This is a genomic window from Lysobacter sp. F60174L2, assembly GCF_052547135.1.
Window position 1 is genome coordinate 577,137 of sequence record NZ_JBQWRA010000003.1, and the last position, 20,287, is coordinate 597,423.

Below are 20,287 nucleotides of genomic sequence, written 5' to 3' on the forward strand. Positions count from 1 at the left end.
TTGGCATCCTGGATTGCATGAATTGAGGGCGCGAAAAGGGTGGCTTGGTCGGGGAGGACGAGGTGGGCCGGATCACTCCGGGGAGATCTCGCCCTGCAACGGGTTGACCAGGGCGTCGGCGACCAGCTTGGTCTGTTCGGCGACGTGGTCGGCGAAGTGGCCCGCGGCCGGCGACGGCGAGCGCGCACGGCCTGCGTAATGAAGGGCCTGCTTGCCCTGCAGGCACGCGGTCAGGTGGTGGCGGATCTGGTACCACGCGCCCTGGTTCTGCGGCTCTTCCTGGCACCACACCACGTCCCTGGCCCCGGAGTAGCGCTTGAGTTCGGCCGCGAGCGCTTCCCGCGGGAACGGATACAGCTGTTCCACGCGAACGATCGCGACATCTTCGGCGCCGCGCTTGCGGGCGTCCTCGACCAGGTCGTAGTAGACCTTGCCCGAGCACGCGACCACCCGCTTGACCTTCTTCGGGTCGGCCTCGGCATCCGGGATCAGGTGCTGGAAGGTGCCGTTGGCCAGCTCGTCCAGGCTCGACACGGCGAGCTTGTGGCGCAGCAGCGACTTCGGCGTCATCACCACCAGCGGGGTGCGGGTGGCCATGCGCATCTGCCGGCGGATCATGTGGTACGCCTGCGCCGGCGTGGTCGGCACGCAGACCATCATGTTGTCGAGCGCGCACAGCTGCAGGAAGCGCTCGAGGCGCGCGGAGCTGTGCTCCGGGCCCTGGCCTTCGTAGCCGTGCGGCAGGAACAGCGCGAGTCCGCACAGGCGGCCCCACTTGGCCTCGCCCGACGACAGGAACTGGTCGATCACGACCTGCGCGCCGTTGGCGAAGTCGCCGAACTGTGCTTCCCAGATGTCGAGCACCTGCGGGTCGGCGGTGGAGTAGCCGTATTCGAAGCCCATCACCGCTTCCTCGCTGAGCAGCGAGTCGATGATGGTGACGTCGATCGGGTTCTTCACCAGTTGCCGCAGCGGCAGGTAATAGTCGTCGGTGGCCTGATCGTGCAGGATCGCGTGGCGGTGGAAGAACGTGCCGCGGCCGCTGTCCTGGCCGACCAGGCGCAGCTTGTAGCCTTCGCTGAGCAGGGTCGCGTAGGCGAGGTTTTCGGCGAAGCCCCAGTCACCGGCCTGCTCGCCGGCGGCCATCTTGCGGCGGTCGTCGTAGATCTTGCCGACGCGTGCGTGCAGCTTGACCTCGTCCGGGATCGCGTTGATCGCGATCGCCAGCTGGTCGAGGCTGGCGCGGTCGAAGGTCGTGTCGACCTTGTCGGCGAGCGTGCCCTTGAGATAGTTCGACCAGTCGATGGTGAACTCGTCGGGCTTGACCTCCACCAGTTCGGTGGTGACCACGCCCTGGTCGAGCTTGTCGCGATAGGCGTCGGCCACCGCCTGCGCGTCCTCGTCCCTGATCGCGCCTTCGGCGACCAGTTGCTCGGCGTACAGGGCGCGCGGGGTCTTGTGTTTGCGGATCACCTGGTACATCAGCGGCTGGGTCGCCGCCGGCTCGTCGGCCTCGTTGTGGCCATGGCGGCGGTAGCAGACCAGGTCGATGACCACGTCGCGGCCGAACTGGTTGCGGAAGTCCAGCGCCATCTCGGCGCAGAACGCCACCGCTTCCGGGTTGTCGCCGTTCACGTGCAGGATCGGCGCGCCGACCATCTTGGCCACGTCGGTGCAGTACAGGGTCGAGCGGGCGTCCTGGCGCTCGCTGGTGGTGAAGCCGACCTGGTTGTTGATGACGATGTGCACGGTGCCGCCGACCGCGAAGCCGCGGGCCTGCGACATCTGCAGCAGTTCCATCACCACGCCCTGGCCGGCGAACGCGGCGTCGCCGTGCATCAGGATCGGCAGCACCTGGCCGCGGCCGTCCTTGCCGCGGCGGTCCTGGCGCGAACGCACGCTGCCGGCGACCACCGGATCGACGATCTCCAGGTGCGACGGGTTGAACGCCAGCGCGAGGTGCACCGGGCCGCCGGGGGTGGCGACGTCGGCGGAGAAACCGAGGTGGTACTTGACGTCACCGGTGTGGGCGAAGTCGTGCTGGACACTCTCGAACTTGCCTTCGAACTCGTCGAACAGCTTGCGCGGCGGCTTGCCGAGGATATTCACCAGCACGTTGAGCCGGCCGCGGTGGGCCATGCCGATCACCACGTCCTTGACACCCTGTTCGCCGGCGCGGCGGATGGTGGTGTCGAGCAGGGGGATAAGCGAATCGCCGCCTTCCAGCGAGAAGCGCTTCTGGCCGACGTACTTGGTGCCGAGGTAGCGCTCCAGGCCGTCAGCCGCGGTCAGGCGCTCCAGGATGCGCTGCTTGTCCTCGGCGGTGCGGCCGTAGTTGCCGCCGGCCTTTTCCAGCCGCTCGTACAGCCAGCGACGCTGGCCGGCGTCGGAGATGTGCATGAACTCGGCGCCGATCGGGCCGGTATAGGTGGCCTTGAGCAGGGCGAGCAGGTCGCCGAGCTTCATCCGGTCATGGCCGGCGACGCCGCCGGTGCTGAACTCTGCGGCGAGGTCGTTGCCGGACAGGCCGTGGAAGCCGAGGTCGAGATCCGGCGCCGGCGGGCTTTCGAGCAGGCCGAGCGGGTCGAGGTCGGCGCCGAGGTGGCCGCGCGAACGGTAGGCGGTGATCAGTTTGCCGACGCCGCGTTCGCGCTCGTCGCCGGCGCCCGGAACCGCCGCGGACGCCTGGCCCGGGCGCTTGCTGGCGCTGGCGATGGTATCGATCACCGCCGAATGCGGGACGTCTCCGGCTTCGCGGCCCTTGAAACCGTCGAAATACGTCTTCCAGGTGGACCCGACACTGTCGGGGGCGACCAGATACTGCTCGTACAAGTCTTCGATGTAGGCGGCGTTGGCGCCGAGCTGCGAGGACTGGGAGAACTGCTTCAGGAGACTGTCCACAATGGTCAACGGGCACTCAAATGGGAGGGCGGGGCACCCCAACTGAGCCGACTGGCGGCTATTCAGGCGCTCAAGAAACCGGATTATAGCCCGCACGTACGGGGTGCCGGCCAGTAAATCCGGGGAAAAACACTCTGTCCCGCCAAGAACGGTGAAAGAGGGTTCGTCGCAGTTCAGATAATGGCCGGCCGGCCGCCTTCAAAGACCCAGTGCGCGGTACTCGGTGCACGGCCGGGCGCGCTGCCAGACGGGGTCGAAGGTTGCGCGCAACTGGCGCGCACGACCGGACGCGTCGAGCCGGGTTTCGCCATCGAAACGGTGGCCGAGCGGACGGAAGTAGTAGCCGCGCAGGTCGTTGGCCACATAGGCGGACGCGTAGGAGCGGTCGGTCGGCTCCTCGATCGCGCGGAACGCGAACGCGCTCGGCAGGCGCTGGGCCAGGCCGATCAGCGGTGCCAAGGCGCGTTGCGGTTCGGCCGGGTCCTGCAGCAGCACCCGAATTTCGCCGCCAGCGGTCGCCAGGCGACGCAGCGCGGTGACCACGGCGGGGGCATCCAGCAGGCCCGGATCGAGCTCGCGGCTGTAGATGACGAGTTGGCGACGCGCGCCGGCGATCACGCCGAGCATGGCGGCGACAGCGGCGTCGCGGGTTTCGACCGGATTGACCGCGCCGGGCAGCAGGCGCATCGACTGGTGCTCGATGCCGGCCTCCTCGAAGCGCTCGCCCACCGGCAGGAAGCCGTGGCGCGCGTAGAAGTCGATCGCGCTGGCCTGGGCGTGCAGCGAGACCTCGTGCCAGCCGTTCGCGCGGGCCTGTTCGAGCAGCGCCCGCAGCATCGCGTCGCCGACACCGCGGCCGCGCCAGTCGGACAGCACCGCCATCCGGCCGATCGTGCGTTTCGGGGTCAGGCGGCCGGTGCCGATCGCCTCGCCGCCGCTATCGCGGGCGACGACGTGGTGGCATTGCGGGTCAAGTTCGTCCCATTCCAGCGCCAGCGGCACGCCCTGTTCGTGGACGAACACCGTCTCGCGCACGCGGCGCAGGTCGGGCAGCCCTGCCTGGTAGTCGATGCCTTCGACGGTGAAGGCCGGCGTACTCATTCCTCTTCGCCGTCGCCGGTGTCGAGCCGGTAATGCCCGGCCTGCAGCAGTTCGAACACGCCGTCGCGACCGGTCCCGGACAACGCGGCGTAGGTCGCGCCATCGAGCACAGCCGCATTGGCGATGCGCCTGGCGTCGCGCACCGGCATGGCGTGTTCCTGTCCGTTGACGTAGAGCCGCGCGCCGCGGCCGGCCTTGCGCCAGGCCATCCGCGAGTACGGATGGCGCCAGAGGCTGGCGCCGTGCTGCAGGTCCCATTCGATCTCGATTCGCGATCGCGGCGCCTCGCCGGGGGCGGTCGCCGCCGGCATGACCTGGCCGGCGCTGCGGTAGACGGTGATGAAACGGCCGAACCAGTCACCCAGGCGCTCCGGGTCGTTCATCCGCAGCAGGTTGAGGGCCTCGACCACGCGGATCATCGCGGTCGCATCGATCTCGGCGGCATCCGACGGTGGCGCCAGGTCGGGGTCGCGATAGCGCAATGCGTCGTCGGCCTCGGCGGCGAGGGTGTCGACGAAGTCGCCGAGCAGTTCGGCGGCGGCGGGCGCGCGCATGCCGACCGAGTAGGTCAGGCAGGCGTCCTCGGCAATGCCGTGGTGCGGCACGCCGGGCGGCAGGTAGAGCATGTCGCCCGGGCCAAGTACCCAGTCGTGGCTCGGGTTGAAGCGCTGGAGCAGCCGCAGCTCGACGTCGTTGCGGAAATCCAGCGGCGGGTTCTTCGAAGCGTCGATCTGCCAGCGTCGGTGGCCCTGCGCCTGCAGCAGGAACACGTCGTACTGGTCGACATGCGCGCCGACCGAGCCGCCCGGTGCGGCGAACGACACCATGATGTCGTCGATCCGCCAGCGCGGCAGGAAGTCGAAGGCGTCGATAAGCGCGGCGACGTCGGCGTCCCATTTGTCGACGTCCTGCACCAGCAGGGTCCAGTCGTGGTCGGGCATGCCCGGGAACATCTCTTCCGGGAACGGGCCGTGGCGCAGCAGCCACTTATCGTGCTCGCGGTCGTGGGCGACGATCCGCGACAGCGCGGTGTCTTCGCACGCCAGGCCGGCGAGGTCCTCGGGCGAGATCGGCGGGACGAAGTCCGGCGCGGCGAAATACGGGAAGGCATTGCGGATCAGCAGCGGCCGCTTCTGCCAGTAGTCGCGCAGGAAGTCGGCCGGCGGCATGCCGAGTGGCGGCAGGCTGGCAGCGTCGACCTCGATCGGCGGGGCGGCGGTTTTCTTGCGCTGGCGGCTCATGGCGTGGTCGCTGGCTCAGATATCGCGGGCGAGCTGTTCCGCGTGGCCGATGTAGCTGCCCGGGGTCATGTCCAGCAGCCGCTGGCGCGCCTCGGCCGGCAACTCCAGGCCGGCGATGAAGTCGCGCATCGCCTGCCTGTCGATGCCGTGGCCGCGGGTCAGCGCCTTCAACTGCTCGTACGGTTGCGGCAGGCCGTGGCGGCGCATCACCGTCTGCACGGCCTCGGCCAGCACCTCCCACGAGGCGTCGAGGTCGGCGGCGAGGCGCTCGGGGTTGGCCGAGACCTTGCCCAGGCCGCGCAGCAGCGCGTCAAAGCCGATCAGCGCGTGGCCGAAGGCGGTGCCGAGCGCACGCAGCACGGTGGAGTCGGTCAGGTCGCGCTGCCAGCGGCTGATCGGCAGCTTGGCGGCGAAGTGCTCCAGCAGCGCGTTGGCGATGCCGAAGTTGCCCTCGGCATTTTCGAAGTCGATCGGGTTGACCTTGTGCGGCATGGCCGAGCTGCCGACTTCGCCGGCCTTGACCGACTGCTTGAAGTAGCCCAGCGAGATGTAGCCCCAGATGTCGCGGCACAGGTCGATCGCGATGGTGTCGATGCGGCGCTGGACGTCGCAGATCTCGGCGATGCCGTCGTGCGGCTCGATCTGGGTGGTGTAGGGCTGCCACTCGAGGTCCAGCGACTGCACGAAGCGCTGCGAGAACGCCGGCCAGTCGATCTCCGGATAGGCGGCGACGTGGGCGTTGTAGTTGCCGACCGCACCGTTGATCTTGCCCGGCATGGTCGTCGCGGCGAGGGTCTCGCGCTGTCGACGCAGGCGGGCGATGACGTTGGCCAGTTCCTTGCCCACGGTGGTCGGCGAGGCGGTCTGGCCGTGGGTGCGCGACAGCATCGGCAGCGCCGCGTGCTCGTGCGCCATCGCCCGCAACTTCTCGATCACCTCGTCCAGCTTCGGCAGCAGCACGGTCTGACGCGCCTCGCTCAACATCAGCGCGTAGCTGAGGTTGTTGATGTCCTCGGAGGTGCAGGCGAAGTGCACGAACTCCAGCGCCGGCCCGAGCTCCGCATCGTCCTTCAGCCGCTCCTTGATCAGGTACTCGACCGCCTTGACGTCGTGGTTGGTGGTGCGCTCGATTTCCTTGACCCGCGCCGCGTCCTCGACCGACAGCTCGTCGGCGAGCTTGCGCAGGCGCGCGGTGGCGGCGTCGGAGAACGGCTTGAGTTCGCCGATGCCCGGCTCGTTGGCCAGTGCCAGCAGCCACTCGACCTCGACCTTGACCCGGGCCTTGATCAGGCCGAACTCGGAGAAGATCGGCCGCAGCGGGTCGACCTTGCCGGCGTAGCGGCCATCGAGCGGGGACAGGGCGAGGAGCTGGGATTCGGTGCTGGCGGGCATGGTGTTCGGGCGTGGGGAGGCAGTCGGGCATTCTAGCGCGGCTGGCGTTCGGTCTCCGGAGAACTGGCCCCCGACCTCCGGCGAAATGGTCCGTTGTAGGAGCGACGTAAGTCGCGATTTCACTGACACCCGGGATCGCCGTGCGATCGCGACTTACGTCGCTCCTACAAAAGCCTGGCTGCGGCGTGGCGGAGAATCGCACGAGAACGTTACCCCGCCCGGCGTATGCTCCCCGGCAACCAACGGAGGACGCCATGGCCAGCCACGACTACCGCACCGGACACGACAGCATGGGCGAACTCCAGGTGCCCGCCGACGCGCTGTGGGGTGCGCAGACCCAGCGCGCGGTGCAGAACTTCCCGATCTCCGGCCGGCCGATGCCGCGCGGGTTCATCCGTGCGCTGGGGCTGGTCAAGGCCGCCGCGGCCGAGGTCAATGGCGGTTTCGGATTGCTGCCGAAGAACCGCGCCGCCGCGATCCGCAGGGCGGCGCTGGCGGTGGCGACGGGCGAGCATGACGTCCATTTCCCGATCGACGTGTTCCAGACCGGCTCTGGCACCTCCAGCAACATGAACGCCAACGAGGTCATCGCGACGCTGGCCTCGCGTGCGATACGCGGCAAGGCGGGTGTCCACCCCAACGACGACGTCAACCTCGGCCAGAGTTCCAACGACGTGATCCCGACTGCGCTGCGGGTGTCGGCGCAACTGGCCACGGTCGAGGACCTGCTGCCCGCGCTCAAGCATTTGCGCCAGACGATCGACCGCCGCGGCCGCGCGCTCGGCAAGGTTACCAAGACCGGTCGTACCCATTTGATGGACGCGATGCCACTGACGTTCGCCCAGGAGTTCGGCGCCTGGTCGGCGCAACTGCAGTCCGCGCAGGGGCGGATCGACGACAGCCTCAAGCGGCTGCGACGGCTGCCGATCGGCGGCACCGCGATCGGAACCGGGATCAACGCCGACCCGCGTTTCGGCAACGCGATGGCGCGGGCGCTGTCGAAGCTGGCCGGGACCAAGTTCGAGTCGGCCGACAACAAGTTCGAGGGGCTGGCGTCGCAGGACGACGCGGTCGAGCTGTCGGGCCAGCTCAACGCGCTGGCGGTGGCCCTGATGAAGATCGCCAACGACCTGCGCTGGATGAACTCCGGGCCGCTGGCCGGGCTCGGTGAAGTCGAACTGCCCGCGTTACAGCCGGGCAGCTCGATCATGCCCGGCAAGGTCAATCCGGTGATCCCGGAGGCGGCCTGCATGGTCTGCGCGCAGGTGATGGGCCACCACACCGCGATCACCGTGGCGGGGCAGAGCGGCAACTTCCAGCTCAACGTGATGCTGCCGCTGGTCGCGGCCAACCTGCTGGACTCGATCGCGCTGCTGGCAAACGTGATGCGGTTGCTGGCCGACGAGACCATCGCCGGGCTGCAGGTGCGCAAGGACAACGTCGCCGCGGCGTTGCAGCGCAACCCGATCCTGGTCACCGCGCTCAATCCGGTGATCGGTTACGAGAAGGCCGCGGCGATCGCCAAGCAGGCCTATCGTGAGAAGCGCCCGGTGCTGGAGGTCGCGGTGGAGGCGACCGGCCTCGCGGAGAAGGAACTGCGCCGGCTGCTGGACCCCACCGCACTGACGCGCGGCGGGATCCACAAGTAGCCGGATCAGCCCTGGTCGGGCAGTTCCTGCGTGCCGGCCACTCGGTGATGGTTGACCTCGCCGCTGCCGATGCTGCGCACCCGCAGGTCGCCGCTGACGGTGTCGATATCAAGGTCGCCGGAGCCGATGGTGCCGACCTCGACGTTGCCCTTCACGCGGTTCAGGTCCATGTCGCCGGATCCGATGCTGCCGATCCTGACGTCACCGGTCACGTCCCGGGCGCCCACGTCGCCGGACCCTATGGAACCGACATCCAGCGGCCCGATGCCGGTCAGCTCGGCATCGCCCGAACCAACCACCACGCTCACCGGGCCGGCAACGCGGCGCACATCGGCATCGCCGGAGCCGATCACCAGGTCGAGGCTCGCCACGCCATCGATGTCGGCATCGCCCGAACCGATGTCGACCCGTACCGCGACGTCGTCGGGCAGGACGGCCGTCAGTTGCATGTAGGCGTAGTTGTCGCCGAACAGGTTGAACTCCCAGCCGTCGTTGTCGCGGTCCATCGAAATCACCAGCTGATTCCCGCGACGTTCGTGAAGGAACACCAACTGGTCCAGCTTCTTCGCGCTGGACGCGCAGGCCTTGCCCTGCAGTTGCGCCGACGCGCCGGAGTTGGCCTTGAGGTCGAGGTCGAACGGGCCGACCTGGAAAACCACGGTCTCGACGCCGTCCATGTCCGGGCTCAGCTCGAAAGGCCGGGTGTGTTCGCAGCGCTGTTGGGCGAATGCCGCCAGCGGCAGCATCAGCGCGCAGCCAAGCAGTATCTTGCGCATGTGTTCTCCTTTGCGATCAAACGGACGTGGTGCCCGTGGGGTTTCACTGGGTGCTGTAGCGACCGTCGTTGCAGTCGTCGATGTCGGCCTGGGTGATGTCGGCGTAGGGGGCGAACTCCGGCAACGACGCGGCCAGGGCCTGCTGGTTCCGCATCAGGGCCGGCATCCGGCCGCACAATTCGGTCACGGCCTGCTGCGCGATCTTTTCCGCCTTGGCCTCGATCTTCGCTTCGAGGTCTTCGGTCGTGCCGGAAAAGATGCTCGCGACGGCCATGCCGATCGCATCGGTGGCGATGCCTGCGCCCTGCATGCCGATGGCGGCGCCGGTTTCGGCCATGTAGGCGATGTGGCCCCGGTACTCCAGCAGCAATGCACGCTGGTCCGCGTCGATCTCGACCTTGCGGCCGTCGATCAGCAGGTCGCCCTGCGGGGTGATCTCGGCGGGCGCCTCGTCGCCGTCGGCGATGTCGATGTTCTCGGTGGCCATCGCTTCGCGTACTTCGCGCGACACGTTTTCCATCTCCTTGCTGATCTCGGCACTGACCTCGGCAAGCACGCCGGTGGCGGGTACGGGTTGCGGTGGCTCGTCCTTGCCGCAGGCGCTCAGCCATGGAATGCATGCGAGAAGAAGCAGGGCCGGAAGGATTTTGCTGTTCATGGCAGGTCTCGGATATGCGGAGGGTTGCGGTGCGGGGCGGCAGCCGGATGGGCGTCCCGGGCCATGGAGGCGGCGCCGGGACGCGTCCACCGTCAGCCCTCGTCGCGCCAGCGGCGCAGGCGGATCGCGCCGAAGATCATCGCGGCGCCGGCGACGGCGCCGAGCCACATCTGCGGGGTTGCGAACACGCTGTACATCGAACGTACGCTCAGGAAGCTGGTCAGCGAGATGGGCGAGAAGTCGTCCATCGGGATGTCGCCCATCCACGAACCCGGGATCAGGCCGAGCAGGCCGCGGCCGATGACGTGGCGCCAGAACCAGCTGGAGTCGAGGTCGAACAGCTGCATCAGGTCGAACCAGCTGACGAAGATGCCGGCAAACAGCGGGATCATGATCGCCCACAGGAACGGCTTGCTCCGGGCCCAGGCCGAGCACAGCATCAGCCAGCCGACCGTCGGCAGCGCCCAGAGCGCGTAGACCGGGACGTAGGCGATCATCGTGGCGAGGATCGACAGCGGGCTGGCCGGTCCCCACAGCAGGGTGGCGGGATTGCCGCCGTGGAACATCACCACCACGCTCCAGATCGCCAGCGAACCGAGCATGGTGGCCAGGGCCGCCAGCGCCGCGATGACCGGTGCGACCAGCGTCACGCTGGCGACCTTGGACAGGACGGTTTCGCTGTCGGACACCGGCAACGACTTCCAGAACAGCACGCTGCGGTCCTTGCGGTCGTCGTACAGGCAGCCCAGGCAGTAGAAGAACGCGACGAACGCGAGTACCACCAGTGGCCAGGTGCCGGCCATGTACAACGCCACGTCGATGGCCTGGCCCATTTCCTGCAGGTGCTCCGGGCTCATCTTGTCGGTCAGCATCCCGAGGTCGAGTCCGTTGACGCTGAAGCTGCCGCCGGCGACATCGATCTTGGCGTGGTCGGGCACGCGGTTGAGCATGACTTCGCCGAAGATGATGGCCATCAGGCTCAGCAGCAGGTGGATGCCACCGGCGATCAGCGGCGCCCACAGGAAGCCGCCCTTGTGCTCCCACAGTTCGCGCCGCAGCAGCAGTCGGAACTTGTGGGTGGGGTGGACCGGTGCGACCGCGCGGGGGGCGGCGGGCAGGGTGGTGTCGAGGGCGTTCATGCGTAGGTCCCCTTCATGGTGGCGACGAACAGGTCGGCCAGGCCCGGGGTACGGGTCTCGCCGAGTCCGCCGAGCTGGTCGCGCGGCACGCCGTCGAACAGCATCACGGTCTTGCCGAACGGCAGGGCGCGTTCGTCCAGTGGTTTCAGTGCGCGGGCGGCTTCGGCCCGGTCGGCGTTGACCAGCACCTCGGTGAAGCGCTCGCCGACGGCGTCCATCTCGCTGTCCAGCACGACCTTGCCGTCGCGGATGAACATCACGTCGGTGAGGATGTGCTCGACCTCCTCGACCTGGTGGGTGGTGATCAGGATGGTCTTCTCCTCGTCGAAGTAGTCCTCCAGCAGGCGCTGGTAGAACTGCTTGCGGTAGAGGATGTCGAGGCCGAGGGTCGGCTCGTCGAGCACCAGCAGGCGGGCGTCGATCGCCATCACCAGGGCCAGGTGCAACTGCACGATCATGCCCTTGGACAGCTCGCGCACGCGCATCTTCGGTTCGAGCTGGGTGCCCTTCAGGAATCGTTCGCAGCGGGCGCGGTCGAAGCGCGGGTGGACGCCGGCGACGAACTCGATCGCTTCCGACACCCGGATCCAGCGCGGCAGCACCGCGACGTCGGCGATGAAGCAGACATCGCGCATCAGTTCGTCGCGCTCGGTGCGCGGGTCGCGGCCGAGCACGCTCATCCGGCCTTCAAACGGGATCAGCCCGAGCATCGCCTTGAGCGCGGTGGTCTTGCCGGCGCCGTTGGGGCCGATCAGGCCGACGATGCGGCCCTTGGGGATATCGAAGGCGGTGTCGTCGAGCGCGACCTTGTTCTTGTAGGCCTTGCGCAGGTTGCGGGCGCTGACCACGGAGTCGATCGGGGTGCGGATCTGGAGGTCGGCGTTCATCACGCACCCGCCTTGGCCGGACCGGCGGCCAGCAGGTCCTCGGCGGTCAGGCCCAGGCGCAGGATGCGTTCCAGTACCAGCGGCCATTCCTCGGTGAGGAAGCGCTCGCGCTCATTGACCAACAGTTTCTTTGCGGCTTCTTCGGTCACGTACATGCCAAGGCCCCTGCGTTTTTCGACGAGTGCCTCGTCCGCCAACTCCTGGTAGGCGCGCGAGACGGTGATGGGATTGAGCTGGTACTCGGCGGCGACCTGCCGGACGGAGGGCAGGGCATCGCCGGGCTTGAGGACGCCGTCGAGCATCATCGCCACGACGCGCTCCTTCAGCTGGCGGTAGATGGGAGCGCCATCGCTCCACTGGATAGCGGACATGGGTTAACCCCGCGGTAGGAAGGAGAAGAACGGCATGACCAGGGTCTGCCTGCGGTTGCGCGTGCTCGCCCCGGCGGGGCGCGATTCCTCGGTGCTGCCCGACTCCAGGGTCTGGGCGGCGGTTTCGAGAGCCTGCGCCAGCGTCCCTGCGGTGCCGAGTTCCGCCGCCAGCGAGGCGGCGGCACGGGCATCGGCCTGGCCGGGTACCGGTGCGGCAACGATCAGGCTCACTACCAGCAGGGCGCCGCTGGCCGTGAGGGCGGAAAGCGTGTTGTGGAGCTTGCGGTTCATCTGAACGTCCTGCTCGTTGGTTGACCAGTGTTGTATGGAACTATAACACCAAAACACATCCGGTCAAGCGCCGGACAACCCAACCAAAGACACAGACAGCCACAGGCGCGATTGCCGTCGACGCGTCCGGTCGCGACAATGGGGAAATTGCGCCATGGCCCATGGCGACCCGAAAGGAGCGGTTCCGGATGAAGGCTTTCGTGCGCGGCGTTGCCGCGATCTTGACCACGACCGTACTGGTGGCGGCCGCGGCATTTCCCGCCCTGGCCCAGGACAAGGCAGCCCTGGATAGCGAGCGCGCCCGGGTGAGCTACATGGTCGGCCACGATGTCGCCCGCTCGGTCGCCCCCGCGGCGCCGGACATCGACCTTGCCGCGTTCGAACGCGCGGTTCGCAACGCGCTCGAAGGCGGCGAACCGCTGGTCGAGGAAAGCCAGGTCGAATCCGTCGGCCGCGGATTGATGATGCGCATCGCCTCGCGCGCCGGCCAGGCGCCCGCGGGCGCGGAGATCCCCGAGGTCGACAAGCAGCAGGTGGGCTATCTGGTCGGTTCCGACGTGGGCCGCTCGCTGGAACCGATGAAGGCCGAACTGGACCTGGCGGTGCTGATGCAGGGCGTCCGTGCGACCTTTGCCGGTGGCGAGCTGGCGATGAGCGAAGCCGAGCTGGGCAGCACCCGCGAGGCATTCGGGCAGAAGATGCGAGGCCAGTTCCAGGCGCGCATGCAGGCCGAGGCCGAAGCCAACAAGACCGAAGGGGCGGCGTTCCTGGCGGCCAACCGGCAGGAGAAGGGCGTGTTCACCACGCCGTCAGGCCTGCAGTATCGGGTGCTCCGCCAAGGGTCGGGCATGCGCCCGCGGGCGACCGACCGGGTGCGTGTCAATTACGAAGGCAGCCTGCTGGATGGCACCGTGTTCGACAGTTCCTATGAACGCGGCCAGCCGGCCGAATTCGGGCTCGACCAGGTCATCGCCGGCTGGACCGAGGGCCTGACGATGATGCCGGTCGGCGCCAAGTACCGGTTCTGGATCCCCGGCGAGCTCGGCTACGGCGCCAAGGGCGGCGGCGGTGGCCAGATCGGGCCGAACGCGACGCTGGTCTTCGACGTCGAGTTGCAGGCGATCGTCGAGTAAGCCATTCAACCGGTATCCCGAGTCGATACGGCGCCATTCAGGCTGCCGCCAACACAGTGGGGCGCTTGCGCATCGGCCGATGCCGGGCGCGCCCCAACCCAGGAGTCCAATTGCCGATGAAGTCCGACCTGATCAAGCGCGCCTCCGCGCCCGCCTCGCTGTTGGCGGTTGCCGCCCTGTCCCTTGCCGTCGCCGCCTGCCAGCCGGGTGCGAGTGACGACTCCGCTGCCGACAAGGCCGACGCCACCGCCGAAGCCGCGACCGATGGCGCCATCAAGATCGAGGGCCTTGCCAACGACAGGGAACAGGTCAGCTACATGATCGGGCTCGACATCGCCCGCTCGCTGGAAGAGGTCAAGGACGAGATCGACGCCGACACGCTGTCCAAGGCGATCGCGACCGGGCTGTCCGACGAAAAGCCGCTGATGTCCGAAGACCAGGCCGCCCAGGTGCGTGAAAAGTTCGCCCAGCGGATCCAGGCCGAACGAATCGCCGAAATGATGGCCACCGCGAAGAAGAACAAGGAAGAAGGCGCGAAGTTCCTCGCCGAGAACGCCACGAAGGAAGGCGTCAAGACCACCGAATCCGGCCTGCAGTACCAGGTGATCACCGAGGGCAAGGGCGACAGGCCATCAGCCGACTCGATGGTGCGCGTGCACTACAAGGGCACCTTGCTCGACGGCGAGACCTTCGACAGTTCATACGAACGCAATGAACCGGCGGTATTTTCGCTGCAGCAGGTCGTGCCGGGCTGGCAGGAGGGGATCGCATTGATGCCGGTGGGCAGCAAGTACCGGTTCTGGATCCCGAGCGAGCTCGGCTACGGCGAGAAGGGCACGCCGGGCGGCCCGATCGGACCCAACGCGGTGCTGGTGTTCGAGGTCGAGCTGCAGGATATCGTCCAGCCGCCGGGCAAGTAAGTGAACAGTGAAATCGAACACCGTCTGGTCGACCTGGAAACGCGCCTGTCTTTCCAGGAACACACCATCGGCGAACTCAGCGACGCGCTGGCCGCGGCCCGGGACGAGGAGGCTCGCAACGGCCTGTTGCTGCACCGTGCGCTGGAGGAGCTGAAGCAGTTGCGTGGCGCGCTGTCCGCCAATCCGCTGTCCGCCGATCCGTCCGCAGAACCACCCCCGCCCCATTACTGACCATCTGGCGGCCGCGTTGCGCGACGCCGCGACGACTGACATGAGCAACGACACACTCCGCAACCAGCTTCTCGGGCTTGGCTTCAAGGCACCGGCACCCGAGCCCAAACGTGCCGATGGTGCGAAACGCGGGGGACGGCCGGGTGCCACGCCGCAGGACCGGCGCGGCGAGCGCGGCAAGCCGCCGTCCGGCCGGGAGGGACCAAGGCTGGGCAAGCCGGTGCCGGGCAAGCCTGGCGGCGGTCGACCGGACGTCTCCCGGGCAGGGCGGGGCAGGTCGAATTCGCGCGAGGATATCGACCTTGCCAAGGCCTACGCGATCCGCTCGCAGCGCGAGAAGGACGAGCGCATCCGTGCCGAACAGGCCAAGCAGGCGGAAGCGCGGCAGCGTCGTGAGGCACGGGCGCGCCTGGCCGAGCTGGTCAAGGGCAAGAGCCTCAACGTCGCCAACGCCGACATCGCACGGCACTTCCCGTACGGCGGCAAGATCAAGCGCATCCACGTGACCGCAGAGCAGCTCAAGGCGCTCAACGCGGGTGAGCTGGGCGTGCTGCAGATGGACGGCCGCTACCTGCTGGTGACCGCGGAGTTGCTGGCCCAGGCCGAGCAGGTGTTCGCCCCGGCGGTGGCACTGAAGGTCGACCCGGATGCGCCGGTTGTGGACGAAGCGTATTCCGATCCGAAGTACCAGGTGCCCGACGACCTGGTCTGGTAGTTCGTTCGATGTAGGAGCGACGCAAGTCGCGATTGCACGGCGATCCCGGATATCGGTGAAATCGCGATTTACGTCGCTCCTACAGGTGCTGCGCGGCTACTCCGGGTCGTAGTCAAGGTTCGAGGCCAGCCAGCGCTCGGCCTGCGCGAGGTCTACGCCCTTGCGCCTGGCGTAGTCGGCCACCTGTTCCTTGGACACCCGGCCGACCACGAAGTACTGGCTTTTCGGATGGCTGAAGTAGAAGCCCGATACCGCGGCGGCCGGGGTCATCGCGAAGTTCTCGGTCAGGTGCATGCCGGCGTTGCTGGCGGGGTCGAGCAACCTGAAGATCGTCGCCTTCTCGCTGTGCTCGGGGCACGCCGGGTAGCCCGGCGCGGGCCGGATGCCGCGGTACTTCTCGTCGATCAGTTCCTCGGTATCCAGTGATTCATCGGCGGCGTAGCCCCAGAACTCGGTACGTACGCGCTGGTGGATGCGCTCGGCGAGCGTTTCGGCGAGGCGGTCGGCGAGGGCCTTGAGCAGGATCGCGTTGTAGTCGTCGTGGTCGGCCTGGAAGCGGGCGATGTGCGGCTCGATACCGAGGCCGGCGGTGACCGCGAACGCGCCGATCCAGTCCGGCTTGCCGCTGTCGCGCGGGGCGATGAAGTCGGCCAGGCAGAAATCCGGGCGTTCCGGTGGCTTGTCCGCCTGCTGGCGCAGGAAGTGGATCGTGGTCGGCGTGCCGTCGATGTCGGCGACCACGTCGTCGCCGGTGCTGTTGGCCGGCCACAGCCCGAACACCGCCTTCGCGGTCAGCCATTTCTCGTCGATGATCCGCTTGAGCATGGCCTGCGCGTCGCGGAACAGCTCGCTGGCCTGGCTGCCGACCACCTGGTCGGTGAGGATCGCCGGGTAGCGGCCGTGCAGTTCCCAAGCCTGGAAGAACGGAGTCCAGTCGATCAGCGGGACCAGTTCGTCCAGCGGATAGTCGTCGAATACCTGCAGTCCGGGCTGTTTCGGCGCCGGTGGATCGTAGTTGTCCCAATCGCCAGCGAAGCGCTGGTCGCGGGCCTTGGCCAGCGACACCAGTCGCTTGCCGCCATCGCGGTTGCGGTGGCGCTCGCGGATCTCGGCATAGTCGGACGCGTTGGCGGCGATGAAGGGCGCACGGGTGTCCATGCCGATCAGCGACTGGGCGACGCCGACCGCGCGCGAAGCGTCCTTCACCCACACCGTACCCGGCTTGTAATGCGGGTCGATCTTCAGCGCGGTGTGCGCGCGCGAGGTGGTCGCGCCGCCGATCAGCAGGGGCAGGGTGAAGCCCTGGCGCTGCATCTCACGGGCGACGTGGCTCATCTCCTCCAGCGACGGCGTGATCAGGCCGGACAGGCCGATCAGGTCCGCGTTCTCGGCCTTGGCGGTGTCGAGGATCTTCTGCGCCGGCACCATCACCCCGAGGTCGATCACCTCGAAGTTGTTGCACGCCAGCACCACGCCGACGATGTTCTTGCCGATGTCGTGGACGTCGCCCTTGACCGTCGCCATAACGATCTTGCCGTTGGACTTGCCGGTATCGCCGGTGCGCTGCTTCTCGGCCTCGATGAAGGGCAGCAGGTGGGCGACGGCTTTCTTCATCACGCGGGCCGACTTGACCACCTGCGGCAGGAACATCTTGCCGGCGCCGAACAGGTCGCCGACCACGTTCATGCCATCCATCAGCGGGCCTTCGATCACGTCGAGCGGGCGTGCCGCCTCGGCGCGGGCCTCCTCGGTGTCCTCGATGACGTACTGGTCGATGCCGTGGACCAGCGAGTGGCTGATGCGCGCGCGTATCGGCTGCTGGCGCCAGGCAAGGTCCTCGACCTTCTTTTCTCCCTTCTTGCCGCGGTAGCGCTCGGCAAGGGCGAGCAGCGTCTCGGTGGCTTCGGGGTTGCGGTTGAGCACCACGTCCTCGACCGCCTCGCGCAATTCCGCATCGAGGTCGTCGTACAGCGGCAGGGCTCCGGCGTTGACGATGCCCATGTCCATGCCGGCACGGATCGCGTGGTACAGAAAGACCGTGTGGATCGCCTGCCGCACCGTCTCGTTGCCACGGAACGAGAAGCTGACGTTGGAGACGCCACCGGAAATATGGCTCAGCGGGAAGCGCCGGCGGATCTCGCGGGCGGCCTCGATGAACGCCACGCCGTAGTCGTTGTGCTCCTCGATGCCGGTGGCGATCGCGAACACGTTGGGGTCGAAGATGATGTCCTCGGGCGGGAACCCGACCCGTTCGGTCAGCAGCTTGAATGCGCGCGCGCAGATGTCGACCTTGCGCTGCACGGTGTCGGCCTGGCCGTCCTCGTCGAACGCCATGACCACCACCGCGGCGCCGTAGCGGCGCACCAGCCGGGCCTGGCGCAGGAACTCGTCCTCGCCTTCCTTCATCGAGATCGAGTTGACGATGCCCTTGCCCTGCAGGCACTTCAGCCCGGCCTCGATCACCGTCCACTTCGAACTGTCGACCATCACCGGGATCCGCGCGATGTCGGGCTCGGCGGCGATCAGGTTGAGGTAGGTGACCATCGCCTGCTCGGAGTCGAGCAGGCCTTCGTCCATGTTGACGTCGAGCACCTGCGCACCGCTCTCGACCTGTTGCCGCGCGACCGCGACCGCCTCGTCATAGCGGTCGTCCTTGATCAGCTTGCGGAACTGCGCGCTGCCGGTGACGTTGGTGCGCTCGCCGACGTTGATGAAATTGGATTCGGGGGTGATCGTCAGCGGCTCGAGGCCGCTGAGGCGGGTCTGGCGGGCGATGCTCATGCGGCGTCGGCCAGTTGCGGCACGATTCGGGGCGACACGCCGCGAACCGCCTCGGCGATCGCGGCGATGTGCGCCGGGGTGGTGCCGCAGCAGCCACCGACGAGATTCAGCAGCCCCGACTGGGCAAACTCTCGCAGCATCGTCGCCATGTCCTCCGGGGTTTCGTCATAGCCGCCGAACGCATTTGGCAGACCGGCGTTCGGGTGGGTGCTGACGTGGGTGTCGGCGATCTGCGAAAGCACGTCGACATGCGGCCGCAGGTCCTTCGCGCCGAGTGCGCAATTGAGCCCGATCGCCAGCGGTTGCGCGTGGCGCAGCGAGTACCAGAATGCCTCGGCGGTCTGCCCCGACAGGGTGCGGCCGGACGCGTCGGTGATCGTCCCCGACACCATCACCGGCAACCGCGCGCCACGTGCATCGAACGCCTCGGCGATCGCGAACAACGCAGCCTTGGCATTGAGCGTGTCGAACACGGTCTCGACCATCAACACGTCAGCGCCGCCATCGATCAGGCCGTCGGCGGCCTCGCGGTAGGCGGTGCGCAGGTCATCGAAGTCGACCGCGCGAAAGCCGGGACGGTTGACGTCCGGGCTCAGCGAAGCGGTACGGCTGGTCGGGCCGAGCACACCGATCACGAAGCGCGGACGGTCCGGAGTTTTCGCCTCGGCGGCATCGCAGGCGGCACGGGCCAGCCGCGCACCGGTCTCGTTGAGTTCGCGCGCCAGGTGCTGCAGGCCGTAGTCCGACAGCGACAGCGTGGTCGAGTTGAAGGTGTTGGTCTCGACCATGTCGGCGCCGGCGGCGAGGTAGTCGGCGTGGATCGCTTCGATGATGTCCGGCCGGGTCAGGCTCAGCAGGTCGTTGTTGCCGCGCTGGTCGTGGGCGCAGCCGCATCCGGGGCCATGGGCGTGATCGGTGACCGGGTGCGCGCTGTCGAATCCTTCCGCGAAACGCTCGCCGCGGTAATCGGCTTCTTCCAGCGCGTGCTGCTGGATCATCGTGCCCATCGCACCATCGATCACCAGGATGCGTTCGCGCAGGGCGCGTTGCAGGGCTTCGGCGCGCTCGGGGACGAGCCAGGGCAGGGCGGTCATCGGCAGTTCCTCGACATGCGGTTTTCAGGCCCGGCCGCGGGCGGGCTTCTTGCGGGCGATCAGGGCGATCACCTCGAAATGCGGCGGTCGGCGTTCGCGCGTCACGGTCTCGCAACTGGTGATCGAGAAACCGGCCTTGCTGGCGAACTTCTGCAGCTCCTTTTCGCTGAAGCCGAGGTTGACGTGTCCGTACGACTCGACGACGGATCGGTGCTCATGGCGCGCGAGGCTGGTCAGCAGCAACCGCCCGCCGGGGCGGAGCACGCGGGCGGCCTCGGCAACGGCCCTGGCCGGTTCGTCGGCATAGGTCAGCGCGTGCATCAGCACGACCAGGTCGAAATGCGCGTCTTCGAACGGTAGGGCGTGCATGTCGCCCTCCTGCACCTCGACGTTCTCCAGCTTGCGCAGGCGCTCGGATGCCGCGAGCACGACCTTGGTGCTGGAATCCAGGCAGACATAGCGATGCGAATGCGGCGCCAGCAGCTCGGCCAGCACGCCATCACCGGAAGCGATATCGAGTACGTCGCCCGGTTCCAGCAAGGGCAGCGCCGAACGGGCCATCGCCTCCCAGGTGCGGCCGGGCGAGTAGTGCCGTTCCATGTCGCCGGCGACCGAATCGGCCCAGTTCTGGTCGGCCGCGCGCATCGCCAGCACCCCGGGCACGCGTTCGGCGTCCTGGCGCAGCAGCGGGTCGTCGCTGCCTTCGCGCAGGGTGGTCCACAAGGCGCGCTGTGCATTGTCCAGCGCGGCCTCCTCGAAGCGGTAGTACGCGGACACGCCGGCGCGGCGGTCGCGGACCAGCCCGGCGTCCTTCAACCTTGCAAGATGGGTCGACACGCGTGGCTGCGCGAGGCGGGTGATGGCCGACAGCTCGGCGACGGTCAACTCCTCGCGCTCGATCAACGCGAGCAGCCGCACCCGGGTCGCATCCGCGAACACCTTGAGTCGTGCCGACCAGCCTTCCAGATCCATACATCCACCGTGTCTTTTATGCGCTTATCGCGATA

The 20,287-nt window shown here is 67.8% G+C and carries 18 protein-coding genes; 5 read left to right on the plus strand and 13 right to left on the minus strand.

Annotated elements, in window-relative coordinates; all coding sequences use genetic code 11:
* Positions 1-72 precede the first annotated feature (72 nt).
* The 4 genes from ACT9AS_RS11605 to purB form a co-directional block, all read right to left on the minus strand.
* The gene (locus ACT9AS_RS11605; protein ID WP_445100280.1) at positions 73-2,901 is read right to left on the minus strand and encodes a 2-oxoglutarate dehydrogenase E1 component; all 2,829 of its coding nucleotides are present in this window, start codon (positions 2,899-2,901) and stop codon (positions 73-75) included.
* A gap of 198 nt (positions 2,902-3,099) precedes the next feature.
* On the minus strand, positions 3,100-4,002 hold the full coding sequence (locus tag ACT9AS_RS11610; RefSeq protein ID WP_445100281.1) for a GNAT family N-acetyltransferase: 903 nt from the start codon (positions 4,000-4,002) through the stop codon (positions 3,100-3,102).
* Positions 3,999-5,243 carry a JmjC domain-containing protein gene (locus ACT9AS_RS11615; RefSeq protein WP_445100282.1) on the minus strand — a complete coding sequence of 415 codons (1,245 nt, stop codon included), beginning with the start codon at positions 5,241-5,243 and terminating at the stop codon, positions 3,999-4,001. The genes ACT9AS_RS11610 and ACT9AS_RS11615 overlap by 4 nt, the downstream gene beginning before the upstream one ends.
* A gap of 15 nt (positions 5,244-5,258) precedes the next feature.
* Positions 5,259-6,635: an adenylosuccinate lyase gene (purB, locus tag ACT9AS_RS11620; RefSeq protein WP_445100283.1), complete on the minus strand. Its 1,377-nt coding sequence runs from the start codon at positions 6,633-6,635 to the stop codon at positions 5,259-5,261.
* Positions 6,636-6,889: 254 nt separating this feature from the next.
* Here purB and ACT9AS_RS11625 point away from each other — a divergent pair, with 254 nt between their 5' ends.
* Positions 6,890-8,284, plus strand: a complete 1,395-nt coding sequence (locus ACT9AS_RS11625) for an aspartate ammonia-lyase (RefSeq protein WP_445100284.1) — start codon at positions 6,890-6,892, stop codon at positions 8,282-8,284.
* Between the two features lie 5 nt (positions 8,285-8,289).
* Here ACT9AS_RS11625 and ACT9AS_RS11630 read toward each other — a convergent pair whose 3' ends face one another.
* The 6 genes from ACT9AS_RS11630 to ACT9AS_RS11655 all read right to left on the minus strand — a co-directional run bounded on the left by ACT9AS_RS11630 (position 8,290) and on the right by ACT9AS_RS11655 (position 12,406).
* Entirely contained in the window at positions 8,290-9,060 is a 771-nt protein-coding gene (locus ACT9AS_RS11630; RefSeq protein ID WP_445100285.1) for a DUF4097 family beta strand repeat-containing protein, read from the minus strand.
* Between the two features lie 43 nt (positions 9,061-9,103).
* Complete coding sequence (locus ACT9AS_RS11635; protein WP_445100286.1) at positions 9,104-9,718, minus strand: DUF2884 family protein; 615 nt, start codon at positions 9,716-9,718, stop codon at positions 9,104-9,106.
* A 92-nt stretch (positions 9,719-9,810) separates the two neighbouring features.
* On the minus strand, positions 9,811-10,857 hold the full coding sequence (locus tag ACT9AS_RS11640) for a hypothetical protein (RefSeq protein WP_445100287.1): 1,047 nt from the start codon (positions 10,855-10,857) through the stop codon (positions 9,811-9,813).
* Positions 10,854-11,744, minus strand: coding sequence for an ATP-binding cassette domain-containing protein (locus ACT9AS_RS11645; RefSeq protein WP_445100288.1), 891 nt, complete (start codon positions 11,742-11,744; stop codon positions 10,854-10,856). The genes ACT9AS_RS11640 and ACT9AS_RS11645 overlap by 4 nt, the downstream gene beginning before the upstream one ends.
* A complete protein-coding gene (locus tag ACT9AS_RS11650; RefSeq protein WP_445100289.1) occupies positions 11,744-12,115 on the minus strand; it encodes a GntR family transcriptional regulator in 372 nt (123 codons plus the stop codon). The genes ACT9AS_RS11645 and ACT9AS_RS11650 overlap by 1 nt, the downstream gene beginning before the upstream one ends.
* A 3-nt stretch (positions 12,116-12,118) precedes the next feature.
* The gene (locus ACT9AS_RS11655; RefSeq protein ID WP_445100290.1) at positions 12,119-12,406 is read right to left on the minus strand and encodes a hypothetical protein; all 288 of its coding nucleotides are present in this window, start codon (positions 12,404-12,406) and stop codon (positions 12,119-12,121) included.
* Between the two features lie 188 nt (positions 12,407-12,594).
* Between ACT9AS_RS11655 and ACT9AS_RS11660 the strand changes: the two genes are divergently transcribed.
* From ACT9AS_RS11660 to ACT9AS_RS11675, 4 genes are all read left to right on the plus strand, one after another.
* Positions 12,595-13,539, plus strand: a complete 945-nt coding sequence (locus tag ACT9AS_RS11660) for an FKBP-type peptidyl-prolyl cis-trans isomerase N-terminal domain-containing protein (RefSeq protein ID WP_445100291.1) — start codon at positions 12,595-12,597, stop codon at positions 13,537-13,539.
* A gap of 116 nt (positions 13,540-13,655) precedes the next feature.
* Positions 13,656-14,459, plus strand: a complete 804-nt coding sequence (locus tag ACT9AS_RS11665; RefSeq protein ID WP_445100292.1) for an FKBP-type peptidyl-prolyl cis-trans isomerase — start codon at positions 13,656-13,658, stop codon at positions 14,457-14,459.
* The gene (locus ACT9AS_RS11670; protein WP_445100293.1) at positions 14,460-14,690 is read left to right on the plus strand and encodes a SlyX family protein; all 231 of its coding nucleotides are present in this window, start codon (positions 14,460-14,462) and stop codon (positions 14,688-14,690) included.
* Positions 14,691-14,730: 40 nt separating this feature from the next.
* Complete coding sequence (locus ACT9AS_RS11675; protein WP_445100294.1) at positions 14,731-15,405, plus strand: DUF2058 family protein; 675 nt, start codon at positions 14,731-14,733, stop codon at positions 15,403-15,405.
* Positions 15,406-15,501: 96 nt separating this feature from the next.
* Here the strand turns inward: ACT9AS_RS11675 and metH are convergent, their stop codons facing one another.
* Genes metH through ACT9AS_RS11690 form a run of 3 tightly spaced genes read right to left on the minus strand, consistent with a single transcriptional unit; the run spans position 15,502 to position 20,252 of the window.
* Positions 15,502-18,186, minus strand: a complete 2,685-nt coding sequence (gene metH / locus ACT9AS_RS11680) for a methionine synthase (RefSeq protein WP_445100295.1) — start codon at positions 18,184-18,186, stop codon at positions 15,502-15,504.
* Positions 18,183-19,280 (minus strand): homocysteine S-methyltransferase family protein, encoded by a 1,098-nt coding sequence (locus ACT9AS_RS11685; protein ID WP_445100296.1) that lies wholly within the window; start codon positions 19,278-19,280, stop codon positions 18,183-18,185. Before ACT9AS_RS11685 ends, metH begins: the two co-directional genes overlap by 4 nt.
* 24 nt (positions 19,281-19,304) lie before the next feature.
* A complete protein-coding gene (locus ACT9AS_RS11690) occupies positions 19,305-20,252 on the minus strand; it encodes a metalloregulator ArsR/SmtB family transcription factor (protein ID WP_445100297.1) in 948 nt (315 codons plus the stop codon).
* Between the last annotated feature and the right edge of the window lie 35 nt (positions 20,253-20,287).